Here is a 24,932-nt window from a genome sequence, read left to right as displayed (position 1 = left end):
TCTCACTACCATCCATAGTTTCTGGTCAGTAATTTATTACGATCCAATTCACGCTGAGAGAACGGATAGAGATAGTGGTTGGATTTAAACACGCGTGTTTCAAATACGGTTCTTTTCCAAAATCCGTCAGGAGTTACTTTCGTATCATTACCTTCCAGCGGACAGGTTGCATCCATACCATACATCGGACCATTATCCGTTTGTTCCGCAATCATCCAAGTACGTGTGTCGAAATAGCGATGTCTTTCAAATGCCAGTTCCACACGACGTTCTTTACGACAAAGTTCAATCAGTTCGTCCACGGAAGCATTGGGATATACACTTGTAATCGGAGTCAATCCCGCACGGTCGCGCAAATCCGCCCATTTTTCCATTGCCAGTTCTTCATATCCTGCCGGCAAAGCAACATTCCTCTTCTTACATTCCAGAACAGATTCGATGAAGTTCAGATACATCTCTCCGAGACGGAATACCGGGAATGTCAGATTACCCCATTGTCCATCACCGGAGTTCAGTGTATGGTCATAAAAACGATTACACAGGTAACCACTCTTAGGATAGTCGTGGCTCTTGTTACCATTACCTCCTTTGGCAAAAGAGATCATTGTGCTGCCAGCACCATGCAACCAATAGTTACCTCCAAAGAAAACAGTGATGTAAAAACGGGGCTCACGATCTTTATACATGTTAGGAGCAGTGATATTGTAGTTCTTAAAGTTGCTCCATCCTTTTGCCGGATATTCCCAGTCTGATTTTTGCAGTTCTTCTTCCTTGCTGTATCCTGAAGCATTGTCTATTATCGGATCACCTGATGCTTCATACCCTATAATAGGATAGCGTCCGTTGTTCATCGCATAAGCATCTACCTGTTGCTGTGTAGGACCTACACCACCGTATGCAGTACCGGGTAGTCCGGTGGGAGCTGTATTTACTCCCCAACTATATCCGCTATTGTAACGGTCTGTCCAGATCAATTCACTATTCCAGTTCACATGGGTGATACCATAATAATCTTCATACGGATCACCGTTACCTGCACGATAAAGTTCGTAATCAGTATCGTCTAACAAGACTTTAGCAGCCTTTGCTGCTTCCAGCCATTTATTGGCATCGTATGTTTGCGGGAAAAGATCCACTCCCGAAAGTTCGGGGAACTTGTCTGTTACCGGGTTCTTTACCGTACGATATAGAGCATTACCGTTGAACAAGTCGCGTGCCGAATAAAGTTTCAGACGTGAAATGACTGCATAACAGGTGCCTTTAGTCGCTAAACCGTATTTACTGGTCGACAGACCCTTCTGAACAGGTACAGCACTACTTTCGGCACATGCAGTAAGTTCACTGACTACATAATTTACACACTCTTCCCATGTGTTACGAGGACGGTATAATTCTTCTGTAGAAGCTGCAAAGTCCAGTAATTCGTCTCCAATCAGGAAAATAGGTCCGTAGTCGCACATCATACTAAAATAGTAGTAGGCACGGGCAAAGCGCGCCTGCCAATACCATTCGTCAAGTTGTTCCTGGGTAGCCAGAGGGTCTGAGCATTTATATACATTCTGCATGAAAATATTACATTCACGGATACCTTTATAGTATTTGTCCATTTTGTAATAAGGTACATTTGAGGCATTCCATGATCCGAAGTTCATAGAACGGTAACCACGGTCATAAGTAATGGTACATTCGTCCGATGCTCCCAAATAGGGTTCATTATCTCCAATGAATCCTCCATTGTAGTTAGGAAGAAATGACATAGCATTGAGCCAATACTGCTTGATCGTATTTCTTGACTCCCAGATTTTTTCGAAAGTCAGTTTTTCGTCTTCTTGCCTGTCGAGGAAATCTTCACATGAAGATAACAACATCGCGCCGGTAGCGAAGCATAACAGATAAAGTGATTTTATTTGAAGTTTCATAAGTTATACAGTTATAAGATTTAGAAATTAGCATTGAAGCCGATAGTGATCACTCGATTCAACGGATAGCCGGAACCTTCTCCTCCACCTTTTTCAGGATCCCACATATCGAATGGAGCAAATGTGAACAGGTTACTTCCCGACACATAAAAGCGGAAAGACTTAATGAATGTTTTACTTGTCAACGATTTGGGAAGTGTATAACCAATTTCCATATTCTTCAATCGTATGAAAGAACCGTTGCGTTGCCACCATGTGGAAGTTTGAGTGTTGTTAGATGCTCCGGCACCTCCGCTACCATTGCTGAGACGCGGGTAGAGTACATTTGCATTCTGTTCGGGGGTATTAGTGGACATCCATACATTGTTGTATATATTTTCGTTCACAGCCGAACGTTCCAAGTTTCCTGAAGAGAAAAGACTCTTAACTGATGATCCGCTTAAGAAGAAACTTGTGCGAGCCGCTCCTTGAAAGAATACATTGAAATCCCAGTTCTTCCATTGTGCCGTAGCACCGAAACCATACATGATTTCCGGTAAGTTAGTATATCCGATAGCGATTTGGTCTTGAGAGTTGATAACTCCGTCACCATTGATATCCTGATATTTAATATCACCTACACGGTATTCTCCGAAACTTTGTACAGGGCTGTTGTCTATTTCTTCCTGACTCTGGAATAACCCTAAGGCTACGAGTCCGAAAGGCTGCATGGAACCACCTGAACCAAAAGGTTTGCCTATTCTGTTTTGGTATTTATATTCCCAGTCAGGTTCGTCGTTGTTCTTCAATTTGTTACGATTATATGTAAAGTTACCTCTTGCCGTTACATAAACATTACCTATCTTCTGTGAGTATTCGATATTACTATCGAAACCCTGGTTCAGTGTTTCACCGATATTGACATAAGGGATAGTGGAAATACCGACAATGGCAGGCAATCCGGCACGTTGCAGGAAGATTCCGGTACGTTCTTCACGGAAGTAATCGGCCTGTACTTTAACCTTGTTGAATAAAGAGAATTCGATACCGACGTTCAATTTCAGAGCTTCTTCCCAAGATGCGTTCAGGTTTTCAACTTCACCAATACGAATACCATCACCTCCTTGGTTGGCACTTTGACCGTATTGCCAGTTTCCTCCTGTTACAATAGAAGATTCGTATACCCATCTTCTCTGTCCGCCGATGTCATCATTACCTACTTTACCGTAAGAAGCTTTTAACTTTAACATATCAACAGTGTTAGTTATAGGTTCAAACCACTTCTCGTTAGACATCATCCAACCGATAGCTGCTGCAGGGAAAAAGCCAAAACGATGTCCGCGTGCAAAGTTTTCGGAACCGTTATAACCGACATTTACTTCAGCAAAATATGTATCTTTGAATGCATAAGTAACACGTCCTGCCAAACCTTGGTTTTTATAAGGAAGTGCAGCGTCTCCGCTACCGGCCTGTGTGTTAGTATGTATTTTCTGATTGTATAGTAACAATGCGCCTACACGATGTTTTTCTGCAAACAAACGGTTGTAGTTCAATGAGCCTTCCAAATAACGTGTCATCGTTCCGCTACGTCCGATTGCGAATCCCAAAGACTCACTTCCGGTATGTACGGGGTCCCATTCACCGTCACCATTATTATCGTCATATATCAGATTGCCTTGGTCGTCTCTCCCACGGGCATGATAGAAAGTCGGTGTTTTGGAGCGGCGTTGCAAGGTAGTGTTCCACGCATCCCATGAGAATTTCAAGTTGGCAGTTAATCCCTCCAACGGTTTCCAAAGTTTACCGATATCTTGCGTAACACCGACAAGTGCTTGTGCCGAGTTCCAGAACTGTTCACGGTATCCGGAGTGAACCAGCATATTCCATGGGTTGAAACCGGAATCGGTAGAAGGTCCTGAAAGTTTTCCATCAGAGTATTCTATCGGGAATGCGTTAGGGGAAGCATTGAACGTATATCCCCAAATGTCGTTATCGTTGTCACCAAATCCGGGACCAAACGATTTTTCATAGATATTAGCCAGATTGACATTCAGTACTGTGCTTTTGGTCAGGTTGAGGTCTATATTGGCACGGAAGTTGAATTTGTTGTAATTAATAGATGAATCGTATCCATATATGTTTCCTGCATTTTTGTAGATAGAGCTTTCATTATAGAAAGAGCCTGAAACATAATATTTCACGATGTCTCCACCACCGGTGATACTCAGATTTACTCGTTGATTTTCAGCCATGTCGTCGAACAAAGCATCAAACCAGTCTACATCCGGGTAGAGATCGGGGTCACTATGTTCTCTATATTTCTGCATGACTTCGTCCGAATAATACTTGGTTGAAGAAGCTTCATTGTAAAGTTCCGCCCATCTTGCTGAGTCGAGCATCTTCGGACGTTTGGTAGGACTGGTAAAACCAAACTCTGTGCGTACATTGATTGCCGGCTTACCTTCTTCTCCCTTTTTAGTAGTAATCAAGATTACTCCGTTGGCACCTCGTACACCATAAACGGCAGAGGCCGAAGCATCTTTCAGAATGGAGAATGAAGCGATATCGTCTGTATCTACCAGATCAAGATCACGTTCGATGCCATCTACCAGCACTAACGGAGTGGAAGTTCCCTTAAAGGAAGATACACCACGAATGTAGAAATCCGCGGCACTATTTTTGCCGGGCTCTCCCGAACGGGTCATAGCCACAACACCGGATAACTGACCTGCCAACACATTTGAAATTGATGCTCCGGGAACTTTCAGTTTTTTGATGTCTAGCGTTGAGATAGCCCCAACAACACTTTCTTTCTTCTGGCTACCATATCCGACAACAACAACTTCGTCCAATACTTCAGTATCGGGTTGAAGAGTGACATTGATACTCTTTTGGTCTATGATTGCAATTTCCTGCTTCTTCATACCGATATAAGAGAATTCAAGTACTCCACCTACACCTTCTATCGTGATAGAATATTTACCGTCTATATCGGTCACAGCACCTACCGAACTGTTTTTTAGCCAAACAGAAGCTCCAATAATAGGTTCATTGGTATCGCCATCCCTTACTACACCGGTAATAACACGCTTTTGCTTTTTCTGTTGAGTCGATTCAACAATTTTAGTAGTAGATTCTCCTTTCACATCCTTCCATTCCTCTGCTGCAGAGGAAGAAAGCGGACAAAGAAGCAATGACAGAACAGTATACTTCAAATACCGTTGTTTACAAAAAAAATGAAATTGTCTCATGCTTTTTCTTTTAGATTTAACATTTGGTTAATTGTAGATTGAGTTAAAGGTTGAATATGTTCTTGCAGAACTTATTACATGTCTACAACCTCATTATCAAGTTTTTTAGGATGACTCCGATAGCACACGGTTGCATGAGAAACCCTTGTGAAGCGGTCTGGTAGAAGATTATGGTACTATTGTTCTACCGAGATAAGCGCCTTAAATATTGATATTCAATTAATTATCTTAATAAGCCATGTAGTGTATTATACCTATTTTATATACTAATCACAATAAAATGCTTATTGGGGGATTCGGGAATGACACAAGGCAAAAATATTTTTTTTAATTCATAAAGAAAATAATATGCATTCTTGCGTGTTATTCAAATAAATAGTTATCTTTGCGCATAAAATTTGTTGCCTATTATAAATATAACCTAATTAACCAATGTAATATGATGTGAAAAACAACTCTTAATTTAGAACATGTAATAAGTTCTGCAAGAACTAAATAAACTAATTACTTCTTCCATATATAACAAATACATACTAAATTACTCATTCCCTCGTATTTACAAACTATATGATATTCGGCAAATGTCTCTCTTTGGGAATAATTATTATTGAGTAGGGCGCAGTTTCATATTATCTTAGCTCAGTATTTTAAACCATGAATATTCCTGTATGTATACAGGAAAATCATGAAAGAGGGTAGTACTTCATTCCTCTGTGATTTGTTCGTTAAGTATTACTCATGATGATACGGTCCGCCATTCAGTATCGTCATTGCCCGATAAATCTGCTCCACGAATATTAATCGGATCATCTGATGCGAGAAAGTCATTTTCGACATTGAAATTTTTTCGTTTGCTGCTTGATATACCTTTTCTGAAAATCCATAAGGGCCTCCGATAATGAAAACTAGCCGCTTGTTGACTGTGTTCATTTTTCGTTTCATATAATCGGCAAATTCGAGAGAACGCATCTCTTTTCCATGTTCATCAAGTAATACGATTACGTCTCCCGGTTGGAGTGATTTCAATATCAGTTCTCCTTCTTTTTCTTTCTGCACTTCCATTGAAAGACTTTTTGTGTTTTTTAGTTCGGGGATTACTTCCATATCAAAAGTAATATAGCGTTTGGTGCGCTGAATATAGTCATTAATGGCAGTTATATAGTGTTGTTCTACGGTTCGTCCAACGACGAGCAGGATTGTTTTCATACGTCTGTTATTCTGATTAATGCACAAAAATAGGCATTTTTTATGTTATTCTGCAATTAATGATTACCTTTGCCTATCATTAGTTGAAAGTTTAAGGCTTTAAACTTCAACTTTAAAGCTTGTATTTATGAAAAAACGAGTGCTTGTAGGAATGACCGCTTTGCTTCTTTCTATCTCGTTGCTTATGGCGCAAGAGATACCGGCAGGAGTGATTACGGCATTTAAAAGAGGAAGTTCGCAAGAGCTGAGTAAGTATATGGGGGGCAAGGTAAACTTGGTGCTCCAGGGTCGCTCGACAAACGTTGACAAGCAGAAAGCAACAGCTATGATGCAAGATTTCTTTACGGAGAATAAAGTCAGCGGATTTAACGTAAATCATCAGGGAAAACGGGATGAATCGAGTTTCATTATTGGTACATTGGCTACTACCAGAGGAAATTTCCGTGTAAACTGCTTCCTGAAGAAAGTGGAGAATCAATATTTAATACATCAAATAAGAATTGACAAAATCAATGAATAAGGAAAAAGAACTGATCGACAAGCTGATCGATCTTGCTTTTGCAGAAGATATAGGGGATGGGGATCATACCACCCTTTCATGTATTCCCGCTACTGCTATGGGAAAATCAAAATTGCTTATCAAAGAGGCCGGTGTGCTGGCAGGTATAGAAGTAGCCAAAGAAATTTTCAATCGTTTCGATCCTACGATGAAAGTCGAGGTATTTATCAACGATGGAACGGAAGTGGAACCGGGTGATGTGGCAATGCTGGTAGAAGGAAAAGTGCAGTCACTACTTCAGACTGAACGCCTGATGCTGAACGTGATGCAACGTATGAGTGGTATAGCGACAATGACCCGCAAATACGCTAAGAAATTGGAAGGTACCCGTACTCATGTGTTAGATACGCGTAAGACAACTCCCGGAATGCGTATCCTCGAAAAAATGGCAGTAAAGATTGGCGGTGGTGTAAATCATCGTATCGGACTTTTCGACATGATTCTCCTGAAAGATAATCACGTGGATTTTGCCGGAGGTATTGATAAAGCTATTACCCGTGCCAAAGAATATTGTAAAGAAAAGGGCAAAGATCTGAAAATCGAAATTGAAGTTCGGAACTTTGATGAACTGCAACAAGTTCTCGACTTGGGTGGTGTGGACCGTATTATGTTTGATAACTTCACTCCTGAAATGACGAAAAAGGCAGTAGAGATGGTAGCAGGTAAATATGAGACCGAATCTTCCGGCGGTATTACTTTTGATACTCTTCGAGACTATGCCGAATGTGGCGTAGACTTTATTTCGGTAGGAGCTTTGACTCATTCGGTGAAAGGGCTGGATATGAGTTTCAAGGCATGCTGATTATAAGCGGTAAACGATAAACAGTAAACGGTGAACGATAAACAGTCAATGGTGAATACTTTGCAGCACGGTAGTGTATAGTGCTGTTCATTGTTTACCGTTTATCGTTCACCTTTTCTTTTTCTCCATTTATTATTTATCGTCTCTTTAACTTCTTTTAGCAATATTCATTGCAGCATTCCTCAAATTCTTGCGTCTAATGGACAAACGACGCAGACATACGTTCGATTTTTAAAAAAAGGTAATTGACTTGGAAAACGAGATAGAACTGATAAAGGGCTGTCGGGCAGGAAAGGATTCAGCCCGGAAGGAACTTTACACCCTCTATTCCAAACAGATGCTGGCGGTATGTTTCCGCTATACGGGCGATATGGATGCAGCGCACGATGTATTGCATGATGGTTTCATTAAGATTTTTACCAACTTCTCGTTTCGGGGCGAATCTTCGCTTAGCACATGGATTACCCGGGTAATGGTCACCCAGTCGCTCGATTATTTGCGGCGTAAGAAACGAGTCAGTCAGTTGGTGGTGCATGAAGATGAGCTTCCCGACATACCTGATATATCGGACTCGGGAGGAGGGGCTGGAATCTCAGAGGAACAATTAATGGCTTTTATTGCCGAATTACCGGATGGATGCCGAACCGTTTTCAACCTTTATGTGTTTGAAGAGAAGTCACACAAGGAGATAGCCAAGATGCTTCATATTAAAGAGCACTCGTCTACTTCGCAGTTACACCGGGCCAAGTATTTATTAGCAAAAAGAATTAAAGAGTATAGAAATCATGAAGAAAGAAAATGATGAAATAACCGATCTGTTTCGCACTCGTCTCGCTGATGCCGGGATGAATGTCCGGGACGGCTTCTGGGAAGAACTCTCACAGGAGATTCCTGTGGCTTGCCAGCAACGTCGTCGGTTACTACTCTTCCGTGTAGCAGCTGCGGCATCTGTGTTGCTTGTCTTGGCGGCTTCATCGGCTACCTTCTTATATCTTTCTCCAAAAGAGGAAATGGAAGAAGCATTTACCAAGATAGCCGTGGCGAACGGAGGGCAGTTGGACGGAGATGGAATACGTGTCAATCAACTACCGTTGCCGGTAGAACCAGTGTTGCCGAAACCGGCTCCTAAATCTTATGGAATGTTGTCTCAATACACAGAAGAAGATTCGCTTTCCATTACCTTCTCTATGTCGTTCTCTTTCTCGGCTACGACTTCCACCGGAAATGGAAACCGATATGGAAACCAAGGCCATAATGGCTATTGGCAGGCAACGAATGGTAATACGGAATCATCGGATTCGCGAAAAGAACAATATGAAATGGGCGAATCAGCAGTCCGGAAGATCTCTACAAAGAAAAACCGCTGGGCGATGAAAGCCCAAGTTGGTACGGCACTTCCAGCAGAGGATGGCGTCTATAAAATGCCGGTTTCTGTAGGTGTAACCGTAGAACGGAAATTAAATGATTATCTGGGTATTGAAACCGGATTGCTTTATTCAAATCTCCGCTCGGCAGGGCAGCATTTACATTATCTTGGTATTCCCGTCAAAATTAACGTGACATTGTTGGATACAAAAAAAGTTGACCTTTACGCTACAGTAGGAGGAATTATAGATAAATGCATTGCCGGTGCACCGGACAACAGTTTCAAAGAAGAACCTGTCCAATTGGCTGTGACCGCTGGTATTGGAATTAATTATAAGATAAATGATCGCCTCGCGCTTTTTGCCGAACCGGGTGTTTCTCATCATTTCAAAACTGATTCGAAACTAGCTACGGTACGCACGAAACGGCCGACTAATTTTAATTTGCTTTGCGGACTTCGCATGACGTATTAATCCTTGAAGAAAATGAAAAAAACACTTGTAATGCTGTTGGCTATTTGCCTGATTGTATCCTTTACTGGGTGCGGCAGCGAAGAAATGGATTATAACAATCCGGATGTTACCCTTTTTGTGAAGCAATTGAAGACGGGTACGTATAAGATGAAGAATGACAAAGGAGTGGTGGAGGTCCCTCATTTTACGGAAGAGGATATTCCCGAACTTCTGAACTATGCGGAAGATCTGACTATTATTCCTTCTTTCCCGTCGGTTTATAATATGAATAATGGTAAAATCCGTTTAGGTGAGTGTATGCTTTGGGTGATTGAATCTATTCGTCAAGGTACACCTCCGTCGTTGGGTTGCAAAATGGTGTTGGCTAATGCCGAGAATTATGAAGCACTCTATTTCCTGACAGACGAAGAAGTACTTGATGCTGCCGCTTGCTACCGTCGTTGGTGGGAAGAAAGACAATACCCGAAGACGCGGTGGACGATTGACCCGTGTTACGATGAACCGCTTTGTGGTACAGGGTATCGCTGGTGGTAAAAAAGAGGAGAATCTTCGGGAAATAAAAAAACAATAAAAATGAGGAAACGTTTATTTATATCGGCAGTATCACTGCTGCTGACAGTGGTATGCTATGCCCAGTGGTCTGTACAGGATTCACTCAAATTGCAGAAGCTATTGGAGAGCAGTGAGGAGTTGAAGCTGAATCCGAAAGCAGTTAGGCAGATTGATTTCGGCAGTGCGGTGGGTACTCCCCGGATGTCGGAGGAGAAAAGCTGGATGCTGCCTGACGAATCGCTTCCCGAAGCATTGCCTAAACCAAAGGTAGTTCTTTCTTTGATGCCATATAAGGCTAATACCCGTTTTAATTGGGATCCGGTTTATCAAAAAAAGATAAGGGTGGATAAGAATACATGGCGGGGAGATCCTTTCTATGAGATTCGACAGCAAAGATCGTATACCAACTGGGCACGGAATCCGATGGCAAAAGGTATACGGAAGTCTTTAGAGGAAATACAGGCGAGCGGAGTACGGTTCCGTCAGTTAAGTGAACGTGCCAATGGGATGATGGTGAATTCGGTGGTGACGGATAGTCCTATTCCTTTGTTTGGTGGTAGCGGAGTGTATATCAATGGAGGAACTATTGGAGGACTTGATCTGATGGCTGTCTTTACAAAGAACTTCTGGGATAAGAAAGGAAGAGATCGTCGTGAACGTACGCTGGAAGTTTTGAGAGCTTATGGGGATTCTACCACGGTGTTGATTAATAAACCTATTGAACAGATTATCCGTTGAGGGTGTTTATATAAATGTGCTAATGTCGCGATACGACAATATACTGACTAGGGAACGTTTGTAATTGAATAATTTATATATTTGTATATTGTTGTATTAGCGCATTAGTAATTTAGCTGGTTATTCTAGCCGGTATATTAGTAAATTAGCACATTGATAAATTATTAATTATGAATAGAATTACTTCTCTTCTGGGGATTCAATACCCTATTGTTCAAGGTGGAATGGTATGGTGCAGTGGTTGGAGGCTTGCTTCCGCAGTGAGTAACGCTGGTGGTTTGGGACTGATTGGTGCAGGTTCTATGCATCCGGAGATTTTACGCGAGCATATTCGCAAATGCCGTGTAGCTACAGAGTTTCCTTTTGGTGTGAACATTCCTTTGATGTATCCGCAGATAGAAGAAATCATGAATATTGTGGTAGAAGAGGGAGTGAAGATTATTTTTACTTCTGCCGGGAATCCGAAAACATGGACAGGATGGTTGAAAGAGCGTGGAATTACGGTTGTTCATATCGTTTCTTCTTCCCGTTTTGCTGTGAAGTGTGAGGAGGCCGGGGTAGATGCAGTGGTAGCGGAAGGTTTCGAAGCCGGCGGACATAACGGGCGTGAGGAAACTACTACTTTTTGTTTGATTCCTGCTGTACGTGAAGCAACGACTTTACCTTTGATTGCAGCGGGAGGTATCGCTACGGGAGAAGGAATACTGGCTGCTATGGTATTAGGGGCTGAAGGTGTTCAGATAGGAACTCGTTTTGCATTGACTGATGAGAGTTCTGCAAGTCCGCTATTCAAGGAATATTGTTTGAGTCTGGGTGAGGGGGATACTAAGTTGCTGTTGAAAAAATTAGCTCCGACTCGTCTTGTGAAAAATAGTTTCCGGGAAGCTGTAGAGAAGGCCGAAGATAGTGGAGCTTCTATGGAAGAATTAAGAACTTTATTGGGACGGGGGCGTGCCAAAAAAGGCATCTTTGAAGGAGATCTTGAAGAAGGAGAACTGGAAATAGGACAAGTATCGTCGATAATTTCCCGTCAGCAGCCTGTGGCAGAGGTCATGAAAGAATTAGTGGAAGCTTGTCAACGGGCAGCGAAAAAAGATTATTTGTAGTTTAATGAGGTTGTGCCGGCATTTTGAAGTGCACCCCAAAAGTTAGACACAACCTCATGTTTTAGAACAGAATGTCGTCTGCGTTGAGATGAATAAGTAGTGTATAGAGTGGTTGTTTATAGACATTCATTGTCCTATTTTTGATTTTCATGCTTTTTCCATAGAGACCCACTCGTGCTATGTTATTATTAAAGGGTTCTGCAAGATCATATCTGAAAGGAAGTACTTTCTTGTTGACTATTGAAGGTGTGTCGTAATACACGATGCGCCTTCTTTTTTTTCATTGACTATAAAAATCGGTTCATTTTCTTTAAGCTGCGATATTTTGAGGATTTCTTTGGTTTATGTGTTCGCAACATCTAAATAGAGCAACTGTAAGCTCATAAAACGGTCTAATCAGCCAATCCATACCTTCTTTAGTCATTTTTGCACACATCTTTTTTATATTGAAGGCAATGGCAAAGAAGGAAAAGTCCATGAAGACCTTATCCTTTCCAAAATGGCGGAAACGTTTGTAATTCATATTGTTTTTCATTTGTCCGAACACGGCTTCCGGTTCTATGCATCTCTGTCCTCTGTGTTTCAGTCCTTCCTCTGAGCAGAGCAACTCTTTGGCTTTTTGCTTGTATCTTCTGAGTCTGTGATTCAACTCTATCGTTCTGTTCCCCTTTGCTTTAAAACATCGGCATCTTAGCGGACAGCCTTCACATCTGATGGCTCTGTACGTGGCATTTTCGCTGACATATCCGGATGCTGTTTTCACATGTCTAGTCCCTATCCTTTGCATCTTCTGTCCCATGGGGCAGATACAAAAGTCTTGTTCTTCATTGTAGTAGAAGTTTTCCGCCCTGAACGGGTCCGGTTTGAATCTCGGCCGCTGTTCCATGTGGAAGTAGTTGTATTTGACGTAGCCCGCCATACCGTTTTCTGACATGAAGCGGTAATTCTCCTCAGAACCGTAGCCGGAATCGGCCACCACCGTATGGGCCAACCTGTCATATCTGCTTGAGAAGGATTGCAGGAAAGGTATCATGGTCAGTGTATCCGTAGGGTTCGGAAAGAGTGCAAAATCGGTAATGAACTGGTTCTCGGTGCCGATCTGGAGGTTGTAACCGGGCTTTGTCTGGCCGTTACGCATGGCATCCTCCTTCATTCTCATGAAAGTAGCGTCCTTGTCCGTTTTGGAATAGGAGTTCCTGTCCTGTAGCGTGTTCAGACGGTTGTCGTATTCCTGCAGCTTGTCCCTGTGTTCTTCCAGTTCCTTCAGCTGTTTGCGTTTCTTTTTCAACGCAGTCTTTTCCTCTTTCGTGGAGGGCTCAGGAACCTGTTCAAGTGCTTTCCGCAATTCTCCAGCCATCTCAGTCAGCATGGCCGGAGTGAACTCAATCTCCTCATTGCTTTCCGATGAGTTCTCCTGGGCGATGACATCGTCTATCTGCCCTAACAGGACATGTATCTTCTTCATCAGGCGTTCACAGTTCCGCTCAACCGTTTTTCGCCAGACGAAAGTATACTTATTGGCTTTGGACTCAATCTTTGTCCCGTCAATGTATTCCACATTCAGCCTGATGAAGCCTTTGGAAGAGAGAAGGAGTACGGTTTGGGTAAATACCTCGTTGATTTCCTTTTTCACCCGGTTGCGGAAACGGTTGATGGTAATGAAATCAGGTTTCTCATATCCGGCAAGCCAGATATAATGGATGTCACGATGAAGGAGCTTTTCAATTTTCCGGCAGGAATAGACGTTGTTCATATAGGCATAGAGAATGACCTTGAGCATCATCCTGGGATGGTAAGGGCTGCGGCCGCATTCCTTATACAACTTCCTGAAACTTTCAAGGTTCAGGCTCTCAACCAGAGCGTCAACCATCCGAACTGGATCATGCTCTGCAATATCCTCGTCAATTCTTTGAGGAAAAAGCACTGTTTGGTTGGAATTATAAGGACGAAAATGTATCTTTGTCATAGTGAAAATCTTATGCCTAAAGATACAAAATCTTTAGGTAATAACAAAGCCCCAGCTTGTGAAAGTCGGGGCTTTGTGCTTAAAAAAAAGAAGGTGCGCATTTTGACACACCTCCGTCTTAGTCTTGATTATTAATGCTGTAATTCTGGATTAGCATCAATAGCAGCCTGTGGAATACGCAATGTATAGCGTGCATCGTCTTTCTCTAAAATATACGTTTTACCATCGATAACTTTTTCAATGCGTGGGCGGGTAGTGCGTCGTAAATCAAACCAACGATGACCTTCGAAAGCGAGTTCTTTAGTACGTTCTTCTTGAATTTCAGCAAGAAGCGCTTCTTGGGACATTGCTTCTATTTCATTTTTTTTCAGTGTATAACCTTCCGGGGTATATCGGTTTTCTATAAGCTTTAATAATCGACCACGAGCCTCCGAGAGCTTATTTAAGTGAACAGCGGCTTCTGCTGCATTCAGATAAATTTCTCCCGTGCGGAAAGAACATGAGAATTGCGTAGAACCGCATTTTAGAACAGGAAAATTACCATTTTTGTCTGCTACGTCAAAGTATTTGTTAGGACGTAAATCATTTCTGTCATATTTTTCTTTCAGCATAGGTGTGGCTCTAAATGCTTTATCGACATCTTTACATACATATTCATAGGCTGTGATGACCTCTGTTGATTGAAAATCATTGGGAATTTTAGAATTCTCTTTATTAAAATCTTCTAATGATGATTTTTGTGATAAGACCTTTTCTGCACTATTATAAGTTTCTTGCCATTTTCCCATATATAAATATACGCGTGATTCCATAGCATCTACCGATATAGTTGAAAAACGATATGAGTATTGTTTCTCCCACTCTTTGCAATGGATCAATTTACGAGCTGATTCAATATCATTTAAAATCGCTGTATATACTTCACTAACAGTATTACGGGACGGAGTTTTTTCCAAATCAATATCTAACTTTATTGGAATTGCTTTAGTTTCCGGAGCTCCGTCTTTTGTATATGGTTGTCCGTAAAGATTCACTAATAGAAAATGCATATATCCTCTAAGTAGATATGCTTCTCCTACAAGTTGATCGATGTCTTCCTGAGTTCCTTCTGTTATTTTATCTCTATTATCTATTATGGCGTTGGCATAATAGATAATGCTATAATAATTGCTCCAAGCAAATTCACGTGTACCGGGAATAGGATTAGAGTCGTTCCATTTCTCAATTTCCGAATAATAGTTTTGATCATATTCATTATCTCTGATTGTCACCTCATCGGTACGAAATTCAGTAACTCCTCTGTCGAAGAGAGGCTGGGAATATGCTTCTGTTAGCAATGCCCGATATTCTGATAGAGTATTTGGAATTACTTTTCCTATAGGTTGGATATCTAAAAAACTGTCACAGGAAGTTATTAATAGGCTTCCCAATAATGCAAAAGTAATATATAATTTCTTAGTCATGCTTATTCTTTTTTAGAAGTTTAGGCTTAAATTGAATGTCACTGATTTTGCAATGGGAGTTGCATACAGATTTCCCATTGATTCAGGGTCCAGATAATTCTTGTAGCTGGAACCGAATACAAATAAGTTACGTGCCTCTACAGCGACGGTTGCTCCGTTGATGTTTATTCTGTTTAGTAACTTTGAAGGAATCTGGTAAGCTAAACGTATATTTTGCAAACGTATATAATTTAACTTTTTGACCCAAATATCTAAGGAGTTGTAAATACGTGGTTGATCAAACAACAAACTATATTCTGCAGGATTAGAAGCAGCTGTCAATATGGCGGGGAATTTTCCATTTTTGTTTTCAGGAGTCCATCTATCCAGAATATCCCGATTGGTATTGCGGCTCGCATCAAATTTTGTCAGACTGTAAGAAGGTGTTGTTTTTACATAAGCCCCAAAATTATAGGAGAAGTTCAAGTTCAATTCCCAACTCTTATAATTAAAGGTATTCATAAATCCTCCGGTATATGGAGCGTCGGATGTTCCTATATAGCTATAGAATTCTCTTTCTTCAAGAGTTGATACTTGAGGAGTATAGATTCCGATTCCCCATTCGTCTATTGCTACTTTATATAAATCTTCAAGAAACATGCTTTTTCCGTTCTTTGCCTTTACGCGAATACGTCCGGTTTCAGAATCAATGCCATCAGTCTTCAAAGTAAAAATAGCTCCGACAGGATAACCTTCAAGACTGGGAGTTTCTTGTGAATCCGGAGTATTAATTTTCAGTACTTTATTTTGGTTATATGCAAAATTGAATGTTGTGTACCATGAAAATTTTTTGGTGGTAATATTGCGTGTTTGCAGATTTATTTCTACTCCTTTATTCTCCATGCTGGCCCAATTAATCGTCATTGTTTCAAATCCGTTTTCTAACGGCAGAAGTTTTTTCCCAATCAGGTCCGTTCCTTTTCTATAGTAATAGTCTACACTTAAATTAATTGCTTGGTTTAATACGGAGAAATCTAATCCAAGGTTATATGAAGCAGTTTTTTCCCAACGTAATTTGCTGTTGGGAGCACCTTCTATTTGGATAGTTTGTTCTTTGTCATATCCGGGTAAGAGTCCTACATTGTCATAGGATCCTACTAGGAATGGTGAAGTAGTTTTATCGATATTTCCTTGCAGACCGTAAGAAAGACGAATTGCCAGGTTATCAATCCATTTGTATCGTTGTATAAAAGGTTCATTGGAGGCACGCCACATACCACTAATTGAATAAATTGGTAAATAGCGATATTTCTTATCTACTCCGAAAAGATCAGAGCCATCCATACGTACACTTCCCCCTATCGTATAGCGGCTCATGAATGAATATGAACCTGTAGTATAGAAGGACGCAAAAGCATTTTCTTGATAAGTTTTAGTATGTAGTTTATATTTCTCTGCATCCTTGTCATTTCTGATATTCAGTGGCTTTGTTGTCAATGTTTTGGGATCATAACCATATCCGGCTGTAAATTGAGTGTTATACCAGTTCTTTCTTATTTCAGAACCTGCCATTATTTGAATATCATGGATATCATTGAATGTATTTTTGTATTCTCCTTGTACTTTCCATGTAATTTGAGAAGTCGTAGCATTATTTACAGTATGCATTCCTCCTTTGGGAACAATGTATTGATTTTCGTCATAGCTACTATCTTCGCGTATGTTACGCATATTGAATGTATTTTCTCCTACATATTGTTCCTGAGAAGATTGATCCCATTGAATACCAACTTGAGAACTGAGTTTCCATTGATCGTTAAAACGTAGTTCTGTGTCGAAGATTGAATTGAATGAAGAAATGATTGTTTCATTATCTGTATTTTCTCGTTCTTCAAAGATATTAAATCCACGTTTTAAGTCAGGTTCATCTCCAGGGAGGATATCATAATCATATTGGTAGTTGTGCTCTGCATCATACGGATAAAAATAGGGATTGGCCGTACGAGAGTAGAATACAGGATTGGAATAACCATACTTATCAGATACAAAGTTTTGATTCTTTCGTCTGTTGGCGAAAATAGAGACACCAATTTTTAATATTTTGTTGATTTGATAAGAAGTCTTACTTGTCAGATTGAAACGTGTCATACTAACTCCCGGTACATTACCATTTTCTTTGGAGTAGCCTAATGAGTTGTAATACGTTGTTTTCTCTGTGCCTCCTGAAATACTTATATTGTATTCTTGTGTGAAAGCATCTCTAAATAATATATCATTCCAATCAGTCTGCATCGTTTTTAATTGATTGATAGCATTCTGAGCTTCGGGGGATAATCCCTCCCAACCATTTTGCAGATATTGATTCATTAAATTGTATTTATTCAAAATGGTTGCAACGCCACCTTTGTTGGGATATATGCTTTGATTGTTTTTTAATAATTGTAGTTCTAGATCTACTTTTTCTTGTGAATTTAACAAATTCAGACGGGAAGTGTCTAGATTAGGAGTATAAGTTAATTTCGTGTTGAAATTAATGATTGGTTTTCCTGTTCTTCCACGTTTGGTTGTAACTACGATGACACCATTAGCAGCACGTGCGCCATAAATTGCAGTAGCGGCAGCGTCTTTCAAGATAGTGATACTTTCTATGTCATTTGGACTTAATCCTGCAATAGATGATTGTTGCATATTGACGATATCATTATCTGTTGCATCATCTAATTTAGGAATATCTGTTCCTTCTAAGGGCATACCGTCTAATACCCATAACGGGTCCTGGGTTCCATTTAAAGAAGCCGTTCCCCGAATACGGATACGTGCCGGAGCTCCTGGTGCACCTGAAGTTGTTGTGACGGCTACGCCGGCGATTTGTCCGGTTAGTGCTTGGTCGATACTTTTATTCGCTCCGATCATGGCATCAGATAATTCTACCTTTGCAATAGCTGCCGTTAATTTTCGACGTTCTAATGTCTGGTATCCCGTTACTACCACATCCGCCAGAGCATGTGCCGAAGGTTGTAGTACAATACGGTAGTTTTTTTTATTTCCTTGCAATATAATCGCTTGTTCTTCGAACCCAATATAGCTGCAATGAATACGAGTCACTTTTTCCGGAACGGAAATAGAAAACTTACCGTCAATATCAGTGATAGTACCCAAAGAGGTTTGTGATACTCCGGCTTTTTTCAGATCATCGGCGTGAACATATACAGAAGCACCAATTAGCGGTTCATTGTCTTCACCAGAAATGACAACACCAGTTATCGTGTGGTTGGTAGCACTGGCAAAAACCAGTGCATTCACAAATAAGCATATAATAATGCACAAAAATTTGATTCTCATTAATTGTAAGATAGTTTAATTAACAGGTTTGTTTTACTTGATTCCCAAAGCGGTATTAATACGTAAAATCATATCTTCATAATGATAACGTGTAGCGGTATCGGAAGTCCCCAGACGATTTTGCAATAACTTCTTGATACGCAATAATTCACCACGTTTTACAGAAATGGCGTCTGAAATGCGGTTAAGTTGACTTCCGTAAAAATTGAGTACACGTGGAGCACCCATGCGGTCTTCTTGACGAAGTGCACGTTGTTCGGCAGCATAGCAGCTACAGAAAGGAGTGGTATGGTCAAGCAAAAAATGTTCGTTGGCGATCTTCTTGTTGATTTTTACAGCTTCGGGCTCTGCGGCAGCGGTAAGTAATGCATCCAGAAAGTTTTTCTGCAAAGAGCGTTCCATAACGTTAGGGATACCTCCGCGTTCAGTAATACCGAAAATATTTTTGTGGAGTCCGTCCATTAGTTCAACTACCGTGAATGCTTTCTTACCGTTGACGGATTCATTCTCAATCATACGCATTAGGCGGGTATTGCCTAGTAAATCCCAAAGAATATAGGCTTGTGCATTCTTAAGGATTTGAGTGGGTGCATTTTCTTGCTTTCCGATCGGAGTGTTGCGGAGCAGATAAGTATATTGTCCGACTTCCGTATCAAATAACCATTTAGGATATGTCAGGACTTCATCCATTAGGAATTTCAGGGCTGCCTGTTGCTTTTCTTTTTCAACAAATGTGTAGGTTTTCACTCCGTCGCCTACTATGGTGTTTTCAATATAAATACCGCCGATATTGGCAAGTACATGATATAGATAATTGTTCCATTGGTTGATGACGGCATAGTAGAGGCGTGACGCTTCTTCATAAGTCTGTCCCTTTTCTCCGGTAGTAGTCCACTGAAGAATTTGCGGAACGATACGTTTCAAGTTAGCAATGCCAAGTTGTGACGAACGAACCGGGTCGTCTCCCAAATCTTCGTTCTGGGCACGCGGGTCTACGGCGTCACGTACATCTTGTGCCTCACTATATTTGTAAAGACGGTCTGTATGTTTACTCAAAAAATCGAAAAGAATATCCTTTTCTTCTTCCGGAGTATTCTTGCCATACCAGCGATATCCATATTCGATAGCAAACATATCATAAGGACCGATATGCGGGGACAGTACTGTTACACCGTCTCCCGGTTGGGCGATATAATTGAAACGCGCATAATCCATAATAGACGAAGCAGTCGAATTCATTCGGGAAGTGAATGCCGCAGAACGCAATGAGTCTGTTGGGAATGCCCATGAACCCATCATGTTGTGACGCAATCCTAGTGAGTGACCTACCTCATGGCAAGCAACAAAACGAATGGCATCTCCCATTAACGAATCAGGTAATTGTACGCTGCGAGCTTCCGGACAAACAGTTCCTGTCTGAACAGTAATCCATTCACGTACCATAGAAAGTACATTGTGCCACCACATGATATCTGCTTCCAGAATTTCTCCCGAACGAGGGTCGAGTAGGGAAGGTCCCATTGCGTTTTTCTTTTCTGATGCAGCATAAGTCAGTACCGAGTAATTGACGTCATCCATGTCTACATGCATACTGTCTGTGATTTCTTTAGCGATAATTGCGTTTTTGAAACCGGCTTTTTCGAAAGCAGTCTGCCAGTCTTCTATTCCTTTCTTTATGTATGACCGCCATTGATAAGGAGTCGAATTATCGATGTAGAACACAATTGGCTTAATAGGTTCTACTGTCTGACCTTTTAGATATGCTTCCCGGTCTTCTGGTTTGGGTTCCATACGCCAACGGGTAATATATTGTTTCTTATCCGTTCCTTGTTGTGCGTCACTGAAACTTAATAACGGATTGGTGAAGTAGCCGACTTTCTGATTGTCGAAACGTCCTGTCATCGGTTTTTCCGGTAATAAAAGAATAGAGGAACTAACTTCCACCGTCACATATACGCTTGTCGTTCCTTCTGTCACTTTAGTGGTCAGCTCAGAAGTTGCTACAACGTTGTTAGGGAAAGATTTGATCGACAAAATACGTGATAAGTTCTTGATAGTGGAAGTCCCTAAATTAATGTTTGTAAAAACATTATTGATACTGGTTTCCGTACCATCGTAAATATCATTCACTTTAATCACCAATGCAGTGGAGTCCTGATTGATAGCTTCTATTTTGAAAGCGGCAATCAGTGGCGAGATAAAATTGTCCTTTACCGAACGGAAGATAGCGTCCGTTTGAGGAGCCAGTGGTAATGGGCGTTGTTGGCGAAACATCAGTTTGCCGGTTGCCTTGTCCCATTCCATACTAACCATTTGGTTCTCGTAGTTCACTCCGCGGTTCACTCCTGCGTCATTCAGTTCGGCAGGTACCCGTTGCAGTTTATTGACAATTAATAAATCACGTCCTAAAAGTGATGTAGGAATTTCAAAATAATAATCGTTCTTTTTTTGATGAACAGCAAACATTCCTTTGGTAATTTTGCTACCTTCCACAAGCTTTTCGTAGTCGCTTTTGGTTTTCTCCTCTTGCTCTGGTTTCTTCTTTCTCTTTTTAAACCAACTCTGATTTTCTGTAGCAGGGATAGTTGCAGATGTTGAGTGTGTTTCTCCACTCATCAATATACATGCAATGACCGCTGCCATTACCTTTACATACATTCTCATTGAGTCCTTTTATGTTTAATTATTATTAAAATCGGGCACAAAAGTACTAATATAAATAACATAATTGCTACAGATTTGCAATGAATATAATAATAAAAAGGATTATTAACTAGTATTTCCGCTTATCATTCCTTTCGGATATTTCGTAGTTTAGTGGGAATAGTGTACATTTGCGGGAGTAAAAAGTGAATGGAATGATGAGACGATATATCACCACTTTGATGTTGGCTTGCTGCATCGGAGGATATGGGCAAGAAAAGAAGCAAGCCACCTTTGTACCACCTTTTGACTTTCCTCTTACATTGAGCGGAAACTTCGGAGAAATCCGTTCTAATCACTTTCACGGCGGATTGGATTTTAAAACGGGAGGAGTAATCGGTAAACCTGTTCGTGCATTGGCAGAAGGCTATATTTCACGTATCCGTGTGACGAATGGTTCGGGCTATGTACTTGATGTCTGCTATCATAACGGTTATTCTACTATCAATCGTCATTTGAGCGGTTTTATTTCCCCTATTGCCGAAAGGGTGGAAAAACTGCAATATGAAAATGAAAACTGGGAAGTAGAGATTATCCCCGAACCGGATGAGTATCCAGTAAAAGCGGGACAACAAATAGCATGGAGTGGGAATACCGGCTATTCATTCGGACCGCATCTTCATTTGGATGTTTTTGAAACGGAGACGGGAGATTATGTAGATCCCATGCCTTTTTTCAAAACGAAAATAAAAGATACGCGTGCTCCGAAAGCGGACGGCATAATGTTTTTTCCTCAACTTGGTAAAGGAGTAGTGGATGGTAAGCAAGAAAATAAAATGATTCTTCCGAACACCGGACGTCCGGTGGAAGCATGGGGTGTGATAGGTACAGGCATCAAGGCGTATGACTATATGGATGGAGTGAGCAATCATTACGGAGTGTATTCTGTAGTGCTTACAGTAGATGAGAAAGAAGTATTCCGCAGTACTGTCGATCGTTTCTCACAAGAAGAAAACCGGATGATTAACTCTTGGACTTGCGGGCAATATATGAAATCCTTCATCGAGCCGGGAAATACATTACGTTTATTAAAGGCATCGAACACTAATCGTGGTTTGGTGACTATTGATGAAGAACGCGATTATCGCTTCTTGTATACTCTGAAGGACGTTTTTGGCAATACTTCTAAATATAGTTTCACGGTTAGGGGGCGAAAACAACCGCTTGAGCCATTGCAACATCGCGAAAAGTATTTTTTTGCGTGGGATAAGGTAAACTATCTGCAAGAGCCGGGTTTGAATCTGGTTGTTCCCAAAGGAATGTTATATGACGATGCCCCCCTTAATTATCAAGTAAAAGCTGATAGCGGTGCTGTTGCGTTTACATATCAGTTAAATGACAAACCGATTCCGCTTCATGCAAGCTGTGAATTGCGTATTGGCTTACGTAGAAAGCCAATAACTGATACTACAAAATATTATGTAGTCTGTGTCACCCCGAGAGGAGGAAAATATAGTGTCGGTGGAAAGTATGAAGACGGATACATGAAGGCATCTATTCGTGAATTGGGAACTTATACGGTTGCCATTGACACAATTCCGCCTGAAATTATTCCTGTTAATAAGAAGCAATGGGGAAGAACCGGAAAGATTGTCTATCGTTTGAAGGACAAAGGAACGGGTATTGCATCCTACCGTGGAACGATTGACGGCGAATATGCACTTTTCGGACGACCGAATATTGTGAAATCGTATTGGGAATGTGTACTTGATCCGAAGCGTGTGAAGAAAGGTGGAAAACATATCGTTGAATTTACGGTAACTGATTATTGCGGAAATGAAACCGTATCCCGTGAAAGTTTTATCTGGTAAATTATTAAAAGAAAATCATATATGAAGAAAAGACTTATTTTTTGTGCTGCTCTATTCCTGGCGGCAGTGGCGGATACTTTCGCCTGTACTAATTTAATTGTCGGCAAGAATGCATCGACTGATGGTTCGACTATCGTTTCCTATTCTGCCGACTCGTATGGCCTGTTTGGAGAACTTTATCACTATCCTGCTGCTACATATCCTAAAGGAACCATGTTGAAAGTGTACGAATGGGATACCGGTAAATATTTGGGAGAAATCGAACAGGCACGCCAGACTTACAATGTAGTGGGTAATATGAATGAATATCAAGTTACTATTGGTGAGACAACTTTTGGCGGACGCCCTGAATTGGCTGATTCTACAGGAATTATCGACTATGGAAGTCTGATTTATATTGGTCTGCAACGTTCGCGTACAGCTCGCGAAGCGATTAAGGTGATGACTGATTTGGTACAGCAATACGGTTATTACAGTGAAGGGGAATCTTTTACCATTGCCGACCCGAATGAAATTTGGATTATGGAAATGATTGGTAAAGGTCCCGGTATCCGTGGAGCAGTATGGGTAGCTGTACGTGTGCCGGATGACTGTATCTCGGCTCACGCCAACCAATCACGCATTCATCAGTTCGATATGAACGACAAGGAGAATTGTATATACTCGCCGGATGTCGTATCTTTTGCCCGTGAGAAAGGCTATTTCAGTGGTGTGAATAAGGATTTCAGCTTTGCCAATGCGTATGCACCGTTGGATTTCGGAGCCCGTCGTTTCTGTGAAGCTCGTGTGTGGAGCTATTTCAATAAATTTACAGATAACGGTAAAGATTATCTTCCTTATATAGAAGGAAAGACTAATACCCCAATGCCTCTTTTTGTGAAGCCGAAGCATAAGCTTTCCGTGCAGGATGTAAAAGACATGATGCGTGACCATTATGAAGGTACGCCTCTCGATATTTCCAATGATTTCGGGGCAGGTCTTTACAAGACTCCCTATCGTCTTTCTCCTCTGAATTTCAAAGTAGGCGACCGGGAATATTTCAACGAACGTCCGATTTCCACTCAACAAAGCGGCTTTGTATTTGTGGCGCAGATGCGTGCCAATAAACCCGATCCGATAGGTGGTGTGCTTTGGTTTGGAGTAGATGATGCGAATATGGCGGTGTTCACACCTGTTTATTGCTGTGCAACTAAAGCTCCGGTATGTTACACACGTGTGGACGGAGCTGATTATATCACTTTCTCATGGAATTCGGCTTTCTGGATTTTCAATTGGGTGTCTAATATGGTTTATCCCCGTTACAGTTTGATGATTGATGATGTACGTGCAACTCAAAAAGAACTGGAAACGACTTTCAATAATGCTCAGGAGGGCATAGAAGAAATGGCTGCCAGACTTTTGGCTAAAGATAAGTCTGCTGCAGTTGAATTTTTGACGAATTATACCAATATGACGGCTCAGAGTACTTTCGATACTTGGAAACAATTAGGCACATTCCTGATTGTGAAGTATAACGACGGAGTAGTGAAACGAGTAAAGGACGGTAAGTTTGAACGTAATTCTATCGGACAGCCTGCCGGTGTTATTCGTCCGGGGTATCCGAAAGAATTTCTGGAAGAATATGTGAAGCAGACAGGAAAAAGATATGAAGTGCCGGAATAATAGTTGTTTTAGTTGTTATTAAATCATATATAATGTCCACATCATTTCTGCTTTGC

Annotated in this window: 16 protein-coding genes; 9 read left to right on the top strand and 7 right to left on the bottom strand. The window is 41.0% G+C overall.

From position 1 onward, the window contains the following. Window positions 1-5 precede the first annotated feature (5 nt). The 3 genes from CGC64_RS16080 to rlmH all read right to left on the bottom strand — a co-directional run bounded on the left by CGC64_RS16080 (window position 6) and on the right by rlmH (window position 6,355). On the bottom strand, window positions 6-1,919 hold the full coding sequence (locus CGC64_RS16080; RefSeq protein ID WP_005678556.1) for a RagB/SusD family nutrient uptake outer membrane protein: 1,914 nt from the start codon (window positions 1,917-1,919) through the stop codon (window positions 6-8). Between the two features lie 20 nt (window positions 1,920-1,939). Then, window positions 1,940-5,149 carry a SusC/RagA family TonB-linked outer membrane protein gene (locus tag CGC64_RS16075; protein WP_005678558.1) on the bottom strand — a complete coding sequence of 1,070 codons (3,210 nt, stop codon included), beginning with the start codon at window positions 5,147-5,149 and terminating at the stop codon, window positions 1,940-1,942. Between the two features lie 732 nt (window positions 5,150-5,881). After that, entirely contained in the window at window positions 5,882-6,355 is a 474-nt protein-coding gene (gene rlmH, locus CGC64_RS16070; protein WP_005678559.1) for a 23S rRNA (pseudouridine(1915)-N(3))-methyltransferase RlmH, read from the bottom strand. 127 nt (window positions 6,356-6,482) lie between these two features. Here rlmH and CGC64_RS16065 point away from each other — a divergent pair, with 127 nt between their 5' ends. The 7 genes from CGC64_RS16065 to CGC64_RS16035 all read left to right on the top strand — a co-directional run bounded on the left by CGC64_RS16065 (window position 6,483) and on the right by CGC64_RS16035 (window position 11,950). Beyond that, window positions 6,483-6,875 (top strand): DUF4783 domain-containing protein, encoded by a 393-nt coding sequence (locus CGC64_RS16065; RefSeq protein WP_005678560.1) that lies wholly within the window; start codon window positions 6,483-6,485, stop codon window positions 6,873-6,875. Beyond that, entirely contained in the window at window positions 6,868-7,716 is an 849-nt protein-coding gene (gene nadC, locus CGC64_RS16060) for a carboxylating nicotinate-nucleotide diphosphorylase (protein ID WP_005678561.1), read from the top strand. Before CGC64_RS16065 ends, nadC begins: the two co-directional genes overlap by 8 nt. 250 nt (window positions 7,717-7,966) lie before the next feature. Beyond that, window positions 7,967-8,518 (top strand): RNA polymerase sigma factor, encoded by a 552-nt coding sequence (locus CGC64_RS16055; RefSeq protein WP_005681548.1) that lies wholly within the window; start codon window positions 7,967-7,969, stop codon window positions 8,516-8,518. Beyond that, a complete protein-coding gene (locus tag CGC64_RS16050) occupies window positions 8,502-9,554 on the top strand; it encodes a porin family protein (protein WP_005678563.1) in 1,053 nt (350 codons plus the stop codon). The genes CGC64_RS16055 and CGC64_RS16050 overlap by 17 nt, the downstream gene beginning before the upstream one ends. Window positions 9,555-9,566: 12 nt before the next feature. Continuing rightward, window positions 9,567-10,088, top strand: a complete 522-nt coding sequence (locus CGC64_RS16045) for a DUF4943 family protein (RefSeq protein ID WP_005678564.1) — start codon at window positions 9,567-9,569, stop codon at window positions 10,086-10,088. A 39-nt stretch (window positions 10,089-10,127) separates the two neighbouring features. Further along, a complete protein-coding gene (locus CGC64_RS16040) occupies window positions 10,128-10,844 on the top strand; it encodes a DUF4858 domain-containing protein (protein ID WP_005678565.1) in 717 nt (238 codons plus the stop codon). A 170-nt stretch (window positions 10,845-11,014) separates the two neighbouring features. Beyond that, the gene (locus CGC64_RS16035) at window positions 11,015-11,950 is read left to right on the top strand and encodes an NAD(P)H-dependent flavin oxidoreductase (RefSeq protein ID WP_005678567.1); all 936 of its coding nucleotides are present in this window, start codon (window positions 11,015-11,017) and stop codon (window positions 11,948-11,950) included. Between the two features lie 310 nt (window positions 11,951-12,260). Here CGC64_RS16035 and CGC64_RS16025 read toward each other — a convergent pair whose 3' ends face one another. From CGC64_RS16025 to CGC64_RS16010, 4 genes are all read right to left on the bottom strand, one after another. Further along, a complete protein-coding gene (locus CGC64_RS16025; RefSeq protein WP_005677245.1) occupies window positions 12,261-13,916 on the bottom strand; it encodes an IS1182 family transposase in 1,656 nt (551 codons plus the stop codon). Window positions 13,917-14,047: 131 nt separating this feature from the next. Continuing rightward, window positions 14,048-15,379, bottom strand: a complete 1,332-nt coding sequence (locus tag CGC64_RS16020) for a RagB/SusD family nutrient uptake outer membrane protein (protein ID WP_005678569.1) — start codon at window positions 15,377-15,379, stop codon at window positions 14,048-14,050. Between the two features lie 12 nt (window positions 15,380-15,391). Next, window positions 15,392-18,700, bottom strand: coding sequence for a SusC/RagA family TonB-linked outer membrane protein (locus CGC64_RS16015; protein ID WP_005678571.1), 3,309 nt, complete (start codon window positions 18,698-18,700; stop codon window positions 15,392-15,394). A 33-nt stretch (window positions 18,701-18,733) separates the two neighbouring features. Continuing rightward, the gene (locus CGC64_RS16010; RefSeq protein ID WP_005678573.1) at window positions 18,734-21,364 is read right to left on the bottom strand and encodes a zinc-dependent metalloprotease; all 2,631 of its coding nucleotides are present in this window, start codon (window positions 21,362-21,364) and stop codon (window positions 18,734-18,736) included. 197 nt (window positions 21,365-21,561) lie between these two features. On the opposite strand from CGC64_RS16010, the gene CGC64_RS16005 reads away from it, so the two are divergent. Together CGC64_RS16005 and CGC64_RS16000 are read left to right on the top strand one after the other, a co-directional pair. Then, the gene (locus tag CGC64_RS16005) at window positions 21,562-23,214 is read left to right on the top strand and encodes a M23 family metallopeptidase (RefSeq protein WP_032855338.1); all 1,653 of its coding nucleotides are present in this window, start codon (window positions 21,562-21,564) and stop codon (window positions 23,212-23,214) included. A 21-nt stretch (window positions 23,215-23,235) separates the two neighbouring features. Next, window positions 23,236-24,876, top strand: a complete 1,641-nt coding sequence (locus CGC64_RS16000) for a C69 family dipeptidase (protein ID WP_005678576.1) — start codon at window positions 23,236-23,238, stop codon at window positions 24,874-24,876. Window positions 24,877-24,932: the final 56 nt, after the last annotated feature.

The organism is Bacteroides caccae, from assembly GCF_002222615.2.
GTDB classification, from domain to species: Bacteria; Bacteroidota; Bacteroidia; order Bacteroidales; family Bacteroidaceae; genus Bacteroides; species Bacteroides caccae.
The sequence above is the reverse complement of the archived record's forward strand: the minus strand, read 5'-3'. Positions and strand labels throughout refer to the sequence as shown.

Coding starts and splice junctions, on each gene's coding strand:
- CGC64_RS16080 (WP_005678556.1), bottom strand. CDS start 1,919: ATGAAACTTCAAATAAAATCACTTTATCTGTTATGCTTCGCTACCGGC.
- CGC64_RS16075 (WP_005678558.1), bottom strand. CDS start 5,149: ATGAGACAATTTCATTTTTTTTGTAAACAACGGTATTTGAAGTATACT.
- rlmH (WP_005678559.1), bottom strand. CDS start 6,355: ATGAAAACAATCCTGCTCGTCGTTGGACGAACCGTAGAACAACACTAT.
- CGC64_RS16065 (WP_005678560.1), top strand. CDS start 6,483: ATGAAAAAACGAGTGCTTGTAGGAATGACCGCTTTGCTTCTTTCTATC.
- nadC (WP_005678561.1), top strand. CDS start 6,868: ATGAATAAGGAAAAAGAACTGATCGACAAGCTGATCGATCTTGCTTTT.
- CGC64_RS16050 (WP_005678563.1), top strand. CDS start 8,502: ATGAAGAAAGAAAATGATGAAATAACCGATCTGTTTCGCACTCGTCTC.
- CGC64_RS16045 (WP_005678564.1), top strand. CDS start 9,567: ATGAAAAAAACACTTGTAATGCTGTTGGCTATTTGCCTGATTGTATCC.
- CGC64_RS16040 (WP_005678565.1), top strand. CDS start 10,128: ATGAGGAAACGTTTATTTATATCGGCAGTATCACTGCTGCTGACAGTG.
- CGC64_RS16035 (WP_005678567.1), top strand. CDS start 11,015: ATGAATAGAATTACTTCTCTTCTGGGGATTCAATACCCTATTGTTCAA.
- CGC64_RS16025 (WP_005677245.1), bottom strand. CDS start 13,916: ATGACAAAGATACATTTTCGTCCTTATAATTCCAACCAAACAGTGCTT.
- CGC64_RS16020 (WP_005678569.1), bottom strand. CDS start 15,379: ATGACTAAGAAATTATATATTACTTTTGCATTATTGGGAAGCCTATTA.
- CGC64_RS16015 (WP_005678571.1), bottom strand. CDS start 18,700: ATGAGAATCAAATTTTTGTGCATTATTATATGCTTATTTGTGAATGCA.
- CGC64_RS16010 (WP_005678573.1), bottom strand. CDS start 21,364: ATGAGAATGTATGTAAAGGTAATGGCAGCGGTCATTGCATGTATATTG.
- CGC64_RS16005 (WP_032855338.1), top strand. CDS start 21,562: ATGAGACGATATATCACCACTTTGATGTTGGCTTGCTGCATCGGAGGA.
- CGC64_RS16000 (WP_005678576.1), top strand. CDS start 23,236: ATGAAGAAAAGACTTATTTTTTGTGCTGCTCTATTCCTGGCGGCAGTG.